This window comes from Colwellia aquaemaris, assembly GCF_057548755.1.
On record NZ_BAAJLV010000001.1, the window covers coordinates 393815 to 410447 of the forward strand.

Genomic DNA, 16633 nt, shown 5'->3' on the forward strand with positions numbered 1-16633 from the left:
AAGTAAATAATGTCTTTTTTTTAGGAGAATATCAAACCACTAGCGAAAGCCAGATGTTGCATATGAAATAATTGCAACCATCATAACTAAAAGAATACAAATATACAGTGCGTAGTTGATACGCTTGTTGGCGTGAATGATATCGGTAGCTTGTGGTTGCCGGGCATGGTCATTAAAGCTTGTTTTTCGTAATTTATTGCCTTGATACATTGCCACACCACTTAACTTAATTTCCAACCCTAATGCCAGAATATGTAGCAATAAGCCATTACCAGTTTGTAAGAACTTACTTCGTGTTAATCGCCAGCAGAGAACCGGACTTTTACCAACAGTGCCAATCAGTAAAATAATGGCAAATATTCTTGAGGGAAACCACTGTAATAACTTAACAATATGGTTAATTGCCGCGCCAAAATATATATAGCGTGATAGTTTTATGTTCCAAACGTAATGCATTTCTAATAGCAGTCGAAAAGACAAGGCGGTAAGCGGACCAAAAAATAGTGCATAAAAACCAACACAAACCAGCAGCTGCGAGCTACGCAGTACTTGCATTTCAATGCAGGCTTTACTAAGACCTAGCATTGAAAGCTGTTCCGTTTGTCGTAACAAGTATGGTGCAAGGGCTTGCTTGGCTTGGTAATTATTATTGGCAACAAGTTCGCGTGCAATTTCTTTGTTGACCCGTCCTAAGCCAATATTGCCTAATGCTAAATACAACAATAAGCCATGCCAAAGCCAAGGTACTTCGATAAAGGTTTCAAACAGCCAGAGAATCGCAATAATGGGCGTTAAGGTAACAAGAATGGCGATGAAACCGGATATATTTTGCTGCCGGGTACTATTGCTGGCTTTGTTGACCTTATTGGCTAGGCGCTGACAATAAAAATTAAAAAATGAGAATGGTTGTTGAGTAGTAAAAGAGCCAACTATCGCCTTTAATGCAATTACCAATAACAGGATTACCGCAGAAGAATAAAGGTATGGTGTCGCTAAAATATTACTCAAACTATCCATTAGTTTAATGATTTTCCTTGCAACGCCGCAAGCATGCTAATAACTAGCTGAGAAGAATTTACCGAGGCGGTTTCTAAGTATGCTTCAAAAGAGCTCGGCGATTCTTTACCAGCTATATCAGACATTGAACGAATAACCACAAATGGTGTGTTAAATTGATGACAAGTGTGGGCAATTGCTGCGCCTTCCATTTCTACAGCCGCCATTGTTGGGAAGTTTGCTCTGGCTTTAGCAATATCATCATCTTTGGTCATAAAAGTATCGCCTGTGGTGATCAAGCCGACTAAGGTTTGAATATTTTCAAGAGAGCTAACCCCTACTTTTGCTGCGTCGACAAGTGTTGGGTGTGGAATATAAGCCGCAGGATTTGCTGGCAGTTGACCAATTTCGTAACCAAAAGCGGTAACGTCGACATCGTGATAGCGCACTTCTGAGCTGATAACGATATCCCCAACTTTAAGTGATTGTTCAAAACCACCCGCTGAGCCAGTATTTACCACATAGTCTGGTTGAAACTTATCAATAAGAATTGCTGTTGCTAAAGCTGCAGCAACTTTGCCGATACCTGATTGCACAATTACCACATCAGAGCCATCTAATTGCCCTTGATAAAAAGTATAACCAGCGTGTGTTGATGTTTCACAATTGCTTAATTTGCCTTTTAAAATCGCAACTTCTGGCTCCATTGCCCCAATAATACCTGCTTTCATTTTTATCCATCACATTTAACAATATTTAATATTGGCTAATTATAAAGGCTGAACCAGTATTTGTCGCTGGCAGTGGTCAAACTTTTGATGAGAAAAGCAAATAAAATGAACTTAGTAGCAAGAGTTAATAAATATGCCACTTGCTTAGCAGCTTGACGTGAACTCGCCAAATTTCGGGGCAGCACCCGTTTCAAGGTTATAGTAATAACTGTTGCATAAGTCGTTTAATCGGCAATCTTTTGGCCTACTAAAGACCATAGTACGTTCCGAATTTGAAAAGCCTAACCCCGCGCAGTGCGCTGGTTGCCGATGGCGCAAAGGCTATTACTAACTCTATTAGGGTAAAACCTTTACATTTTTGCATGTCGCCGCCCCGAAGAATTCATAATGTAATTGTACGTTTTAACGGCGATTACTCCGTTACGAATTGAAGAGCTTGTTAAATTTTGCAAAATGCCATGTACATGGGCGGGATGTAAACATGCTAACTCGCAAAAAATAGTGTCGAGTTAGCTTATTCGTTTAAATGCTATCAGATAGCATTCATTAATGTGGTAAAGCCCTCATTTGTGGAGCAGGTATTTGCTGCGGCGTAATAGGGTTTGACGTGTGCGCTAGTTCTTTTGCTGCCGTGGCAGGTATCGCACCGACACTTCTAGGACGGGCTTTAACTAAAGGTGCAGGAATAACTCTACCTTTAACTTTTGGTAAAGGTGCATTATTGCCTAAAATACGGCTATTAATACAAGCGCGAATTTCATCAATAGTGTAATTGGGCTTTACTTTTATACGAATATGAGGAATGGCCGCAGCTTCTAATGCACCGCTGACAAACCAGTCTTTTTTGACTTTGTAGCCTTTACCTTTAGTATCGACTAAATCAATTGCACCAAGCAGCTTCATAGATTCTCGGTCACAAATAACAAAATCTAAGTACTTACCATTGGCGTTATTCGCCGCCGTTTGACTAGCACGATTAGAGACACCGTTACGAATAGTGACAATATCAGCTAGCTTAACACGATTTAAAATGCGGTATCTGCCACCCATTGCTTGTTCAACTAAATTCTGGAAGTTTTTTTCTGCCGGGGTAAAAATGGCAGTTTTACGATCAAAAGGAAAAGGAAAGCTATTATCGTTTAGGCGACTTGCTAACAAAGCAACAATAACAATAAGGCTGATCATAGCAAATAGAATGAGTTCCATAGACATCTCCGGCAGTTCAAATTCTTGACGTTTATCTTATAGTGTCAAAATAAAGCAGAAACTGTGCCAGAGATGTTTATATAAAAACTATTCCATCTTAATGGTTTTTATATAATTACCATTAAGTGGCTGATTTTATTTTGGATATTTTTCTTCTAGTGCAGTATAAAGTTGCTGTTGAAAATCTGTTGCACTCGCATCTAGGGTATTTACTAAATTCGCTAACACTTCGTTATCTTCTTCGCCATGCCAAATTTTAATATAACTACCTTCTTTGTAGCCGTGATCTTGACGGAAAAAGTTTAGGGTATTTTTACCTACGTATTGGCGGAATAACTCATTTAAATCCATTGACATTAAACGCATACAATCGGCTAATGCTACGGCATCAAATGCCTTTTTGCTAACAGCTGCACAGGCTAAGTTTTCTAGGGCAATTTTAAAGTCCTGTTCACCACTATTTTCTGTTAACTCTACCGATAAAGTTTCGGTAATTTCTTCAATAGTACCACCTGCCATTAAACGTAAACTTAGACCAAAGTGAAAAATATCAACCAGTTCAAGTTGTACTTGAGCAACGTCGATTTCTTGATGTTTCCACCACTTCCAACCGTGGTGATCTAACATTTCAGCACATTCAACCCAGATGGCACGGTACCATTCATAGTTGTTATCGCGCCAAGTTTCACTTACGCGTGAATTCATCGCGTCTTGCATTGATAACATTTGTAATATTTGATTTTTTGCGGTGCTAAGTGAATCGCTCATTTTTCTCTCTATTCTAGTGGAATTGACGGTCAACAAGGTGACTTATTAATAGTTTGCCGCAGCAAACATAAACTAACAAGCATTGTACTTAAATTTATGAAATATTAATGGCATTATACTCATATAACTAACCAGAACAGAGAGTAGTTTTTGACAACTAAAGTCTCGACACAAGTGCAACAAGAAGCATTACGTATAGCTAAAGCCACACAAAAGAAAGCATTAACTAAAGAACAAACTAAATTAATTGCTCAAGGTATCGAAAAGGGAATTAGCGAATATAAGAAACAGCAGAAAGCGAAAGCACGAGAGCGTGATAAACAGCGTAAAAAACAATCGTTCACTAACGCTAAAAATGTAACAGATTTAAGCCCTCAACCGACAGAAAGCAAACAGCAAACCTCAAAGCTTAAAAATTCAATATTCGTTTTTTTACCTTGGGTGTTATTACTTGCCAGTTGGGCTTACTTTTTTATAGCCGTTTAATTATACAAATACCGTGGCTTGCGATGCGTTGGTAGCTTTATCGAGCGGATAAATGCACGCCTGCTAGCATACAGCGAATCGACCCACCAGCTAGCTCAATGGTTTCAACGTTGATAGCAACAAGCTCTGCACTTTTTTGTATTAAGGATATTTGATGCGGTGTTAAGGCGTTATATGCCGTTGTCGACAAAGCGAGTATTCGGCCATTTTTGCCTTGAAGTTCGATGGCATTGCCACAAAAGCTATCAATTTGTTGCTCTGATAATGTAATAATTTCACGGCCTGATGCTTGCAGGCGCTGAATAATTTCTTCACGGCGTAAAGGGTTTGTGATCATCTCAGGTGCCAATAATACAAACTCCGTGGCTATACACATTAGTACGTTGGTGTGATAAACACTTTGCCCTGTGTGATTTACGGCGTCAAATAACATAGGTTCATAGTTAAAATGTGTACAGAAGCGTTCAAGCGCTAAAGAGTTCGCTCTTTTAGACTGCACTGCGTACGCGACTCGGTCTAAATGATCTAATACCATAGCTCCAGTGCCTTCCAAATAAATTTTATCTTGCTCCAAACCTGAATAATCAACTATGTCCTGTACTCTATATTGCTGTTTAAGCAATTCGATAATATCGCTACGTCGTTCTAGGCGGCGGTTATTGGCATACATAGGGTAAATGGCAATATGGCCGCCATTGTGGGTTGAAAACCAATTATTGGGAAATACTGAATCAGGTGTTTTTAAGCCTTCATCTTCAAACATATGCACAGTTATTCCGTATTGTTCCAAAGTGACTTTTGCTTGGCTAATTTCCCTATATGCATTCTTAGCAATTTCTTGTGCTGTTGCAGCGAGTTGTTTTGACTGAAAACTATTGTCATCAAGGGTTTGCGGATTAGGTAAAAAATGGTGTGCTCTGATCATGACAACACTGTTTGGAGCTTGTGGGTTTAAAACAGTCAAGGCAAGTTTCCAGTACGAACTTAAATTATAACTAAAGTGTAAATTTTATTTTTGCTAGTTAAAATGTCATTATTGTTGTTATTTATGATTAATATTTATCATTTTGTAAGGTTGGATTGGCGATATGACAAATTTAAAGGTAAAGCCTTATCTACACGATCAACTTGATCAGCAATTAATTGCCTTACTACGTGAAGATGGTAGAGCGTCAATTTCTAAACTGTCTGAACGATTGAAAGTATCACGAGGCACAGTGCAAAATAGAATTGATCGCCTTGTTTCTTCTGGTGCTATATTAGGTTTCACGGTAAGAGCACATGAAGCCATTGAGTCAGACTCGATTAAAGCGGTCATGATGATTGAAGTTGTAGGGCGCTCTACGGCACAGGTTATTAAAACCTTAAAAGGCCTACCTCAGTTAATAAAGTTACATACCACCAATGGGGCTTGGGATTTAGTGGCTGAATTACAAACGGGTAGCTTAATTGAGTTTGACCATGTATTGGCACAAGTGCGTATGATTGAGGGTGTACTTAATAGCGAAACAAGTATTTTATTAACTTCAGCTTAATTAAAATTGGAATCGAGTACTTAGCCAAATATTACTATTGTCTTGGTGCTGCCCGAAAAATGAATAGTCATTCTTACCAAAAAATATATTTGCACCAGCACTGAATAGCCATTGGTCATTGTATTGGTAATTAATACTTGGCTTTAGGTAGCCATCATCGTCTGTTGGTGAATAAAAGCTAAACAGTGAGTAGGTTAATGTTTGTTGTTGAGTGCGGTAGGTTAAACGGAGTGTCATTAACTGGCGATTTTCATTAACTACTTGCTCAGGTAGCGGGGTGTTTTTTATAAGAGCGTGATAGTCTTTTGTACGCTCTAAGTAATATTGCACACTGGCGGTTAAGTTCTTGGCAAGTTCTCGCTCATACCCTATCAAAAACCGGTGTTGGCCATTCGCTATTTTGTTATCATTTCCTTGTTGATCTTCAATGCTATTATAGCTGGCATATTCGAAATTAAATATTCCCCCAAAATAAGGTGCTAATGCACTTACCCCCCAAGTATTTAGCTTTGGAAAGTACCCTTGGCTTTGTGACTGGCTTGGCAGTTGAGTCGACATTTCTTCAATTATTCGTGCTTTATTGCCCATAGGCGTTGGCCAAAAACCACGGTAACCATAAATTGAAAGTTCAATATTATCAATGTGGGTATTTAGGCGTGCTGCCCATTGTGATTTATTGGTTTTGTCGATCAGAAGCGTTTCATCAGGCGCTATCACTTGCTGCATTTGTGGTGAGTAAAATGAGAAGCGCTCTCCGGTAATGTAGTTATCTGGAGTAAATTCTGGTGTCCAAACTAACGTAAAATTTACGTCAACAAAGTACCAGTTTGTACGTATGCTGTCAGACGGAGCTTTTAAATATTCATCTGCTCGACCCGAAAAGAAAGATTGCCAGTCTTTAGCGAATAAATCATTAAGAAATAAATAATCTCCGGTTCCCCAGGTAAGCACTTGTCGACCAATTTTTACGTCAAGGAAACTGGATACACTGGCGGCGACATTTAGCTCTCGAGTTTGCCATATTACTTTCTCTAGAACTGCATCATAATAGTTATCGACTTTGCCATTTAACTGAAATCTTGGATGGCTATAGTCGATATTCATTCTCGCTTTTATTTCATTAAGTGATGATGATTTTTCAGTAACATTATTTTGCAGAAATTGGCCATAGGCAGTTTCGATAAAGCCAGTAACTTGCCAGAGTGACGTTTCTTGCTCTTCAGCCCAATCATCATCCCAGTCGTCCTCTTCTTCACTAGTATGCTCAGGAATATTGTCATTAATGTTGCCATAGTTATTCTGCGCAGCTATTGCTTGTGCTTGATTGTTAGTTAGTAAAGCTGCTGTAGCAAGTAAAGCGATGATAAACGGCAATAATGAGCGTAAAAATGAAGATGTCATAATTAATATTTTATTTTAACCAGGCTTTAGGTGGAGTGCGCATGCTGCGCTCGCTGAAAATATTTTCAGGTAAACCAATATCATATTTTACTTTGCGAAATTGTAATTCGGTATAGCTGTTGTTAGTCAGGTCAGTGATACGAGATTTCATTACCGTCGCGTTACCTGCAATATCTTTAACTTTTAGCACTGTCATCTTTCTAATCGGTTTATTTTGGGCATCAAAATAGATGCTCACTGTCGGCAAAAAGTTACTTTTACTAATGTTGATGGTGTAATAATTAAACTCAACACTATTTTTGTTTTTGGGTAGTGCTTTAATGGTGTAACTATTGTCATCTTCACTTAATAAAGAAAAAGTGTCTTCATTCGGGTTTCGGCCGGAAACATCTTCGTAAAAAAAGTGTGAGCCAACAAATGAGGTGCGTTTATCACCAGCAGAGATACGCTTTACTAAATCGAGTGCGGGTAAGTATAACCAGCGATTGTCATCCTCAGTGGTGTGTTTTTCAACACGAAATACTGTGTCTTTAACATTACTGGGGCGAGAGAAAAATACCAACATATTTTGATCACCAAGATCGGCAATATCTTGGCGTAAAATAAAGAATTGGCGCATTTGTTTTTGACCATTCTCATCAACAATTATCATTCTTGCTTGTGCGCTACCATCATCTCCTGCGTAATAAGCGGCTAAATTTGCTTTGTTGATTATCTGTTGAGCAGTTAACTCTTGTGCCTGCAATGGGCTATTAATAGTAAGTGCGAGGATACACATTGTTAGCATTAGAGGCTTTATATTTGATAAAGACAAATCACGTAAACGTTTCATGCTCTAGTTCTCCATTAAATTTATGACGTTACTAAGCTGTTTTTTCGCTCGGTTTAGCGCGCTTTAGTAAAGTAAGCAATGCCGGTAATAGCACTAATGTCACTAATGCCGACATGATCATAATACTGGCCAAGAAAAAGCCAACAGTGATGTAAGGCATTAATGGCGATAATAATAACGGTGTGAAACCAATGGCAATTACAATGGCATTTCTGCTAATTGCCCGGCTTGGTTCTTGAAACATGGCGCTAAGTGCTTGTGTAAGGCTTTGATATTCATTTTCTAACTCGCGAACTCGTTGGATAAAGTGAATAGCAAAATCGATAGAAAGTCCTAAAGTTAGTGCTGATAATACTGCAATAGGCATATCATACGCTTTGCCAAACCAACCGATCAGACCGTAAATCATCGTTATCGTGAAAGTCAGTGGTAGCATGGCAAGCACACCATATTTGATTGACCTAAATAGTAACATCATCATTAAAAACACGACAATAAACGACGATAACAAGCTGTCGATCATACCGCTGACCATAGCGTCTTGCCACACAACATTTAGGTATGACTTTCCTGCCCATTGATATTGCACATTCATTGGCGGAGGATTGTTAGTGATGTAGCTTTCCACCCAGTTAACAACTTTTGTCATGTGTTGGTTATCACCACTGGTCATTTGTAACCAAAGCAATGTTTTTTGGTAATCTTGACTAACAAAGTGCCATAAATCTTGCGGTCGATGAGATGATTGAAATTGTAGTAAGGTTTGTGCCACACCTTGACTTGTTGTTGGAATAGCAAAGTCGTGGTCATCGCCTGATTTAAGCTCTCGATTAACGGTACTTACAATATCGGTCAAACTATTAACTTTACCAACATCACCATTGGCGACCAATGCGCTTTGCAAGTCGGCTAGCCAGTTGAGCATAGTAGGCTCAGTAAATACTTGTTTAGCAGTCAATGCTTGTTCGCTAATATTGTATAGTTGCTCGAGCCAAGCTTGCTCAGTATCAGGCGCTTCAAAGCGTAAGTCATCTAAGCTAATTAATAAGTTTTGTGAAAAGAATGGATTTTTTTGCTTACTGCTTGCGGTTTTATTTTGCTGTAATTTTTCTACTAATTTTACAACAGTTGATTTTGTTGAGCTTGCCTTAACAGCTGATAACACTTGCTGAAAGCGATCAACAGCAGCGGATTCATTAACACTGTTATTGCTAAAAACTAACCATGCGTCGTAAGTGCCAGCAAAATGTTGATTTAGAGCTTTGTCGGCAATACGAATTTCATGATCGGCTTTAAACCAATTAACAGGATTATCGTTAATTTCTATACGAGTAATGCCTTCAAGACTAACGGCAAATAAAGCAATAAAGGCCATTAAGATTACTTTGCCTCGCTTTACTGAAAAAACACCAAGTTGTTGTAAGCTGTTTGCTAAACGACCTTTTTGCTCCATCCTTTGTAAAGCACGTTGCAAGTTCGCCAGTGTTTTAGGTTTCATGCGAGCGATATAAGCGGGAATGTAAGTAATGGTTAAGAAAAATGCTAGTAAAATACCGGTGCCGATAAAGGCGCCAAATACTTTCACTGGTGGAATTGGTGTTAGCATTAGTGAATAAAAACCGACTGCTGAAGTAATAGAGGTGAACAACATAGGGGTATATAAGTGTTTCATCACCTGTTTGACAGTATCTGATGCTTTGTCGCCGGCTTTATAACGATCGGCAAATTCGGAAAGAATATGCACAGAGTCAACCACAGCAATTGGCATTAAGAATATTGCAATCATCGAAGACATAATATGCACAGTAAAACCTAAGCCAATTAACGCACCCATAATAATAAGCACGGTTGCCATAGCAACAACCATAGGGGCGATGATCAGTGGGATATTACGGAAGAAGTACCAAAGTAACACAAAAATTGCTAAACCAGCTAAAGGCGCTGCCACGCCCATTTGAACAAACATTTCATAGCCAAATTGATCTTCAGCTACCGGCAGACCGGTGATATGAAAAGCTAAATCTGTATTTTTCTGGTGAATATAGTTTTCGCTAATTGCTCTAATTTCTTCTGCGATAATGTAGCTTTGATCTTTACTAACGATAGGCACATAAATAGCAATAGCTTTATCGTCGCCAGAAACCAGTGTGTTATTGAGCATAGGCAAACGTTTTACTGCTTGTTGAATTGCCGCACTGCCTTGCGTTGTTGCCGGCGCATTTTTCATTAAATATTCAAAAACAATACCTTGGTTTTGGCCGTTTTCGTCAGTTAGCTGACTGATGTTGTCAACGACATTGAGCGATAATAAGTCTTGCTTAATAACGCCATCAAGCTGAAGAATATCATTAGTTAAATGCTCAACAGTGGCTAAGGTGTCGGGAGTGAAAATGTTGTTTTCACTGACGAGGCCTACAACGATCATATCGCGCATTAAAAAGTCAGTTTTAATATGATTGTGAAATACCCGAGCTGGTGCATCTTTACTGAGCATATTTTCTGGATCAGTATCAATTTCAATCATAGGTATCATGGCTAAACTCAATAAGGTAATGAATAACACTAATGAGTAAATTGCTTTGGGTTTAGCAATGGCAAAATTTAAAACGCGTTGATAATTCAATGTATTTCCTTAGTGAGCAACTAACACGAGTATAGATAAAGATGGTTATTTGCTATATTAGAGAATCGTAATATACTTTTATATTAGCAGTATCTAATGTAATATCCAACTAGAATTAAATTTTCAATATGTTTTATATAGCGGCGGGATTGATACTGCCGCTTTAGAGAGAAATAAATGACGACCCTTTTACCAATTGATATAAAAGAAATGCGTAGTAACGCCTCACAAGCGGCTGAATTATTAAAAGCGATGAGCAATGAGAATCGCTTATTAATTTTATGTCACCTTGGCGAGAAAGAAATGTCGGTAAATGAACTTAATAACTTTATTGATTTAAGCCAATCTAGTTTATCTCAGCATTTAGCTAGGTTGCGTCAAGACGGCTTAGTAAAAACGCGTCGCGAATCTCAAACCATATTTTACAGCATTGCTAATCCTTCGGTGGTGAAGTTGATTAGCTTTTTACATAGTGAGTTTTGTGCATAGCCTGGATGGCGCTAATCGCTACTAAAAAGTTTTTTTCTTACCATAGCTCGGTAAGCTTTAGGCGTTAGATTTAGTGCCTGCTTAAACAAACGGGTAAAGTTAGTTTGGTCTTGATAACCTACCTGAAAGGCAATTTCTTGAATTGATAAATTACTTGCCGCCAGTAATTCTTTTGCCGTTTCAATTTTTAATTTTTGCCAATATTGATTCGCGCTTACGCCTGTTGCTGTTTTAAATCTTCGAGTAAAGGTTCGTTGGCTGATACCAAATTGTTGAGCAATTTCGTGCAGTGTTAATGATGAGTTTAAATTAGTTTGTAGCCAGAACTGAATTTGGCTAATGAGCTCATCAGGGTGTCGGTCTCCGGCGCCCTCTAAATAGCGTTGCTCTTCATATGGTTTTCGTATTTCATGAGAAAAGTTTCTTTCTACTTGTTGTGCGGCATTTTGTCCGTAAACTTGAAAGATAATATGTACAACGATATCGGCTAACGCGTTCAAGCTGGCAGCGCAGTAAGTTCGCTCTGATTGAGTAATAAAAAAGTCGGGTTTTAAGTCAACCTTTGGGTAATCACGTTTGAACTGCTCAACATAGTGCCAATGGGTAGTTGCTGGGTGGTGGTCTAAAATTCCGGTTTCCGCGATTAAACAAACACCAGTACCACCGCCAATTAATGTTGCACCTTGCTGCCAAATATTATTTAGCCAATTGAGCATTTTAGGTTGCTTAATTATGGTGGGCCTTGGGTTACGCCATAAGCTTGGAATAAAGGCAAAGTCAGGTGTTTGCGCACTTTCAACATCGGTATCTGGTAACAATTTAATAAGCGCACGTGTTGAAATTGGTTGTACAGATTCTGCCACCATTTGAATAGACAGACGTGGCGCGTTTCGATTTTCTTGTAGTGCGACAGCCTCGCCAGCACGCAACATTTCTACCGGTAAGCTGACACTGGTAGCCAACATGTGGTCATAGAGGAGTAAGGCAATGTTGATACTGTTTTCTTTATTACGCTTGAGTTTAGCTTTCATATAAATTCACTTATCGGCAGCTTACGCTAGTTTGTGGCCTTATTTGCATGTTTTTTGGCTATTATTGATTATTAATTATTTTTACTAACTTTTAAACTACAAACAACTAAATATTAAGTTTGAATTTTAAAGAGATTTTTCATGACTGCATTACCGATTATCATTGGCATGGGTGGCATTAATGCTGCTGGTAGAACTTCCTTTCATCAAGGCTTTCGTCGCATTGTTATCGATAAACTAAATGCTGAAGCTCGCCAAGAAACTTTTGTGGGTTTAGCGACCTTAATGAATTTGCTAACCAGCAAAGATGGCGAGCTTGTTGACCAAGCAGGTAATGCTGTAGAAAAATCTGCTGTTGAACAACGTTTTGGTGAAGAAATTCTGGCCGGCACTTTAATTCGTAAAATCGAAAATGAACATTTTGATCCTGATGCAACGCCTTGGCAGCAGAAATTAACTATGGATGTTGGTGAGCAAGGAATTAGCTTTGAAACACGTGCACGTGATTTACCAAATCCATTGCCTCGCACTTGGCAGGTAACTGAGCTAGAAGATAAGCGTGTTCGTGTTGAAATTGCTGGCGAAGTGGAAGTTAAGCATGACTCAACTCGCGACAATCCAATTAAGGCGGCAGGGCAATTTCCAACGGGGTTTAAACCAGCGAGCTTATACAATAGCCGTTACCAGCCACGTGGCTTACAAGCTACAATATTTGGTGCTGCCGATGCAATTCATTCAACAGGCTATAGCTGGAATGAAATTGCCGATAAAGTAAGCCCAGATGAAATCGGTACTTACTCGGCATCTGTATTTGGTCAAACACAAGCTGAAGGCGTTGGCGGTATGATGCAAAACCGCCTTAAAGGTGAGCGAGTTTCAACGAAAAACTTAGCGCTTGGCTTAAATACTATGCCGACTGATTTTGTTAATGCTTATGTTACCGGTAATGTTGGTACAACTTTCACATCCACTGGCGCATGTGCAACATTTTTATATAACTTAAAAGCGGCAGTGCAAGATATTCAAGCAGGCCGTATTCGTGTGGCTATCGTTGGTAGCAATGACTGTGCAATTACCCCTGAAGTGGTTGAAGGTTTTGGTAACATGAGTGCGTTGGCGAATGAAGAAGGTTTGAAAAAACTCGACGGCAATGATGTTGCAGACCATCGTCGAACCAGTCGCCCATTTGGTGATAACTGTGGTTTTACTATAGGTGAAGCGGCGCAGTTTATCATTTTAGTCGATGATGCCCTAGCCCTTGAGTTGGGCGCAAATGTTTTAGGTTCGGTTGCTGATGTTTATACCAATGCCGATGGCATTAAGAAGTCTATTACTGCACCTGGCCCTGGTAATTACATTACTATGGCGAAATCAGTGGCATTAGCAACAGCGATTGTTGGTGAAGAATCTGTTCAGCAGCGCAGCTTTATTTTGGCCCATGGTTCAAGTACACCGCAAAACCGCGTTACCGAATCGTTAATTTATGATCGTGTTGCGCAAAGTTTTAATATTTCTAACTGGCCAGTGGCAGCGCCAAAAGCTTTTGTTGGCCATACTATCGGCCCAGCAAGTGGTGACCAAGTGGCGATGGCATTAGGTGTTTTCGAACACAATATTATGCCGGGTATAACCACTATCGATAAAGTGGCCGATGATGTGTATAGCGAGCGCTTAAATATAGCGACTGAGCATTGGGATTGTCATAATATGGATGTAGCCTTTATTAATTCGAAAGGCTTTGGTGGGAATAATGCGACCGCGACGCTATTTTCACCAGAGGTTACTCTATCTATGATAGAAAAGCGCCATGGTAGTGATGCTATGGTTAATTACCGTGATAAATTAGCCTTAGTTAACGGCGCAAGAGCTGATTATCAAAAACAAGCTGACAATGGTGAATTTCAAATAATTTATCGTTTTGGCGATGGCACATTAACCGATGATGATGTCGAGCTATCATCAGAAGATATTAGCGTAACGGGCTTTGCCAATAAAATTTCTTTACCTCAAGTTAATCCATTTGCTGATATGAGCTAAAGTATTTCTCGTTAATTTATAAAGCCCTGCAATTTTATTGACAGGGCTTTTGTCTTTATTGCACTATAGTTGAGTGAAAGCTAAGTTAGACTTAGCTGTATCAAAATGCCGCTAATTTTGAAGTAATTTTATCGTGTTTTGAAATTGTGAGCTGTATAGCCGGTCCTTTCTACAGAGGGTAAACGTAATCAAAAAAGGTCAGCTAATAAAAGGATTTAATGTATGGGTAGAAAATGTACTTAATGCAATGTGGTTTGAATTTTAGCAATTTACTTATGAGTAATGTGGTGTGTTATAGATGACTATCTCCCCGATAAAGATATCATTGAAGCTTGAAGAGCAACCTACCGAAATTAAAAAGCCACAATATAAACCTGTTTTTTTAGCAATTCTACTGGGTTTGTTTGGCGCACTTATTAATAGCTTTCCTATTGAACTGGCCTATAACATTTCCCTGATTTTAGGCAATTTTGTGTTTATTATTGCTGCCGCTTATTTGCGTCCTCCTTTAGCGCTACTAACGAGTTTAATTTGTGTAACGCCATTGTTATACATTTGGGGACATCCTTTTGGTTTTGTCACGTTTGGCTTAGAAGCCTTGTTCGTTGCTTTTATGCGTGGACGTGGGTGGTATTTACCAACCGCAGACTTCTTATATTGGCTAATCATTGGCATGCCTTTAACGGCATTTTTTATTTGGATCAACAATGCTGATGCACAGGGTTATGTGCTATTTTCATTATTTAAACAAAGTATAAATGCTGTGTTTTATACGGCGATGGCTGTTATTTTTCTTTTTGTTTTTGGTGAAAGACTAACGTCATGGGTTCAATCGCAACAACCGAAGCTAGAAAAAAACTTAAAGCAATATTTACATTATATTTTGTGGGTAATGTCGGCATTTTTTGTGGTTGGTATTTGTTTGTTTTTAAGCCGAAGCTTAAATGATATTCACCATCAACAGTTTGAAGAGAAACTTGAAATTAGCAGCAAATACCTTAATCGTATGGTTGAAAGTTATATCAGTGAACATATGATCGCAATTGCTCAAACGGCCAATAAGTTATCGGTGATTAATACTAATGAATATGCTGAGGCTTTAGCAAAAGTTCACCAGTTATACCCTGGATATTTAACCATGCTAATTGCCAATGAAGAGGCTAATATAACGGCTGCATCGCCAGGAGACTTGTTGGATAACCTTCCTAAAAGTGCATTTAGTGTTGCTGATAGGGCCTACTTTTCTCAAGCCTTTTACAATGAAAGTTTATATGTTTCTCCGGTTTTTCTTGGCCGAGGTTTTGGTGTTGATCCTATTGTCGCAATAAGTGCGCCGATATATCAAAATAACAGCGAAAAGCCGACAGGGATTGTTGAAGGTTCATTAAATCTTAATATGATTGAGAGTGCCAAAAGTATTGAAAATAATGATGATGGTATTTCGATTATATTAACAGATGAAAATAATAACATTATTTATGCTGATGATAACTTAGCCTTAATTACTCTATCTCAATTTAACTTTACTATTATTCAGGAAAAATTGAAGCATAAATTGATGACGATAGATGCCGGCAATAGTCAGGGAAATCATTACTTATATCGACAAAGTTCGCTAAAAAATGGTTGGAAAATATTTGTCGTGGTAGAGCATGGCCAATTACTGAATTTAATTGAGCGACAATATCTCACCATTTTTATGTCGCTGTTTCTTATTTTCATTTTTGTTGTCTTGTTAGCTAACCAGTTTTCGCATACGTTGAATCAGCCATTGAAGTTTGCCTTAAACGAACTTGCTAATGGTGGCGGAAAAGACGGCTACAAAGCTATGCCGTTTGAAGCACCAACGGAGTTTTTAACTCTTTACAATGAATTGCAAAAATCACAACAAAGTCTCTTGAAACACCAATATATTTTGGAAGAAAAAGTTGAAAAGAGAACGCGTGATCTTAATAAGGCGAATAAAGCGTTAAAAGAACTAGCAAATAAAGACAGCTTGACGGGATTATATAATCGCCGCTATTTAGAGCAAAAATTTAGTGACCTGCAAGCAATATTATCTCGTAACAATGGCGCTATGTTAGTGGCAATGCTGGATTTAGACCACTTTAAGCGTTTAAATGATGAATATGGCCACCTTATTGGCGATAACTGCTTAGAATATATTGGGCAATTAATGAAAAACAAATTTGATCGTCGTAGTGATATTGTTGCACGCTTTGGCGGCGAGGAGTTTATCGTAGTTGCTCAACATGATGAAAAACATGGTGTGATACAAAAACTTGAAGAATTGCGTGAAGAGGTTGCTCGTCATTGCTTTCCTTATGATGGAGAGCACTATCTCGGTGTCACTATTTCTATTGGTGCAGTTACCGCCCAGGCAAGTTATGCTGAAAAAATTGAGCAGTGGATAGCACTTGCTGATGAACAGCTATATTGGGTAAAGAACAATAGTCGGAATAAAATGTCAGTAACACATTTAGACTAGCACCGGTATA

General features: G+C 38.7%; 15 protein-coding genes. 5 read left to right on the top strand and 10 right to left on the bottom strand.

Annotation, left to right across the window (positions count from 1 at the left end; all coding sequences use genetic code 11):
• Nucleotides 1-39: 39 nt before the first annotated feature.
• The 5 genes from AC27HL_RS01800 to AC27HL_RS01820 all read right to left on the bottom strand — a co-directional run bounded on the left by AC27HL_RS01800 (nt 40) and on the right by AC27HL_RS01820 (nt 3701).
• Nucleotides 40-1017, bottom strand: a complete 978-nt coding sequence (locus tag AC27HL_RS01800) for a cobalamin biosynthesis protein CobD/CbiB (RefSeq protein ID WP_487078581.1) — start codon at nt 1015-1017, stop codon at nt 40-42.
• On the bottom strand, nt 1017-1727 hold the full coding sequence (gene mtnN / locus AC27HL_RS01805) for a 5'-methylthioadenosine/S-adenosylhomocysteine nucleosidase (RefSeq protein WP_487078583.1): 711 nt from the start codon (nt 1725-1727) through the stop codon (nt 1017-1019). Before mtnN ends, AC27HL_RS01800 begins: the two co-directional genes overlap by 1 nt.
• Before the next feature lie 247 nt (nt 1728-1974).
• Nucleotides 1975-2091, bottom strand: a complete 117-nt coding sequence (locus AC27HL_RS01810; protein WP_487078585.1) for a prepilin-type N-terminal cleavage/methylation domain-containing protein — start codon at nt 2089-2091, stop codon at nt 1975-1977.
• A 182-nt stretch (nt 2092-2273) separates the two neighbouring features.
• Entirely contained in the window at nt 2274-2933 is a 660-nt protein-coding gene (locus tag AC27HL_RS01815) for a DUF2726 domain-containing protein (RefSeq protein WP_487078586.1), read from the bottom strand.
• Nucleotides 2934-3068: 135 nt separating this feature from the next.
• On the bottom strand, nt 3069-3701 hold the full coding sequence (locus tag AC27HL_RS01820) for a dUTP diphosphatase (protein ID WP_487078588.1): 633 nt from the start codon (nt 3699-3701) through the stop codon (nt 3069-3071).
• A gap of 150 nt (nt 3702-3851) precedes the next feature.
• Between AC27HL_RS01820 and AC27HL_RS01825 the strand changes: the two genes are divergently transcribed.
• On the top strand, nt 3852-4187 hold the full coding sequence (locus tag AC27HL_RS01825; protein ID WP_487078589.1) for a DUF2956 domain-containing protein: 336 nt from the start codon (nt 3852-3854) through the stop codon (nt 4185-4187).
• 37 nt (nt 4188-4224) lie between these two features.
• Here the strand turns inward: AC27HL_RS01825 and ctlX are convergent, their stop codons facing one another.
• Nucleotides 4225-5112: a citrulline utilization hydrolase CtlX gene (ctlX, locus tag AC27HL_RS01830; protein ID WP_487079868.1), complete on the bottom strand. Its 888-nt coding sequence runs from the start codon at nt 5110-5112 to the stop codon at nt 4225-4227.
• A 163-nt stretch (nt 5113-5275) separates the two neighbouring features.
• Between ctlX and AC27HL_RS01835 the strand changes: the two genes are divergently transcribed.
• A complete protein-coding gene (locus AC27HL_RS01835; protein WP_487078591.1) occupies nt 5276-5722 on the top strand; it encodes an Lrp/AsnC family transcriptional regulator in 447 nt (148 codons plus the stop codon).
• On the opposite strand, the gene AC27HL_RS01840 is transcribed toward AC27HL_RS01835, so the two are convergent.
• The 3 genes from AC27HL_RS01840 to AC27HL_RS01850 are packed head-to-tail and all read right to left on the bottom strand — an operon-like array spanning nt 5723 to nt 10578.
• Nucleotides 5723-7123 (bottom strand): hypothetical protein, encoded by a 1401-nt coding sequence (locus AC27HL_RS01840; protein ID WP_487078592.1) that lies wholly within the window; start codon nt 7121-7123, stop codon nt 5723-5725. It lies immediately after the preceding gene.
• Between the two features lie 10 nt (nt 7124-7133).
• Nucleotides 7134-7955: an outer membrane lipoprotein-sorting protein gene (locus AC27HL_RS01845; protein WP_487078593.1), complete on the bottom strand. Its 822-nt coding sequence runs from the start codon at nt 7953-7955 to the stop codon at nt 7134-7136.
• Between the two features lie 31 nt (nt 7956-7986).
• On the bottom strand, nt 7987-10578 hold the full coding sequence (locus AC27HL_RS01850) for an efflux RND transporter permease subunit (protein WP_487078595.1): 2592 nt from the start codon (nt 10576-10578) through the stop codon (nt 7987-7989).
• Between the two features lie 177 nt (nt 10579-10755).
• On the opposite strand from AC27HL_RS01850, the gene AC27HL_RS01855 reads away from it, so the two are divergent.
• Complete coding sequence (locus tag AC27HL_RS01855; RefSeq protein WP_487078596.1) at nt 10756-11067, top strand: ArsR/SmtB family transcription factor; 312 nt, start codon at nt 10756-10758, stop codon at nt 11065-11067.
• Nucleotides 11068-11078: 11 nt separating this feature from the next.
• Here the strand turns inward: AC27HL_RS01855 and AC27HL_RS01860 are convergent, their stop codons facing one another.
• A complete protein-coding gene (locus AC27HL_RS01860; protein WP_487078597.1) occupies nt 11079-12098 on the bottom strand; it encodes a GlxA family transcriptional regulator in 1020 nt (339 codons plus the stop codon).
• 141 nt (nt 12099-12239) lie between these two features.
• Here AC27HL_RS01860 and AC27HL_RS01865 point away from each other — a divergent pair, with 141 nt between their 5' ends.
• Both AC27HL_RS01865 and AC27HL_RS01870 read left to right on the top strand, forming a co-directional pair.
• A complete protein-coding gene (locus tag AC27HL_RS01865; RefSeq protein ID WP_487078599.1) occupies nt 12240-14135 on the top strand; it encodes a beta-ketoacyl synthase in 1896 nt (631 codons plus the stop codon).
• A gap of 298 nt (nt 14136-14433) precedes the next feature.
• Complete coding sequence (locus tag AC27HL_RS01870) at nt 14434-16623, top strand: sensor domain-containing diguanylate cyclase (RefSeq protein WP_487078601.1); 2190 nt, start codon at nt 14434-14436, stop codon at nt 16621-16623.
• The last annotated feature ends 10 nt before the right edge of the window (nt 16624-16633 follow it).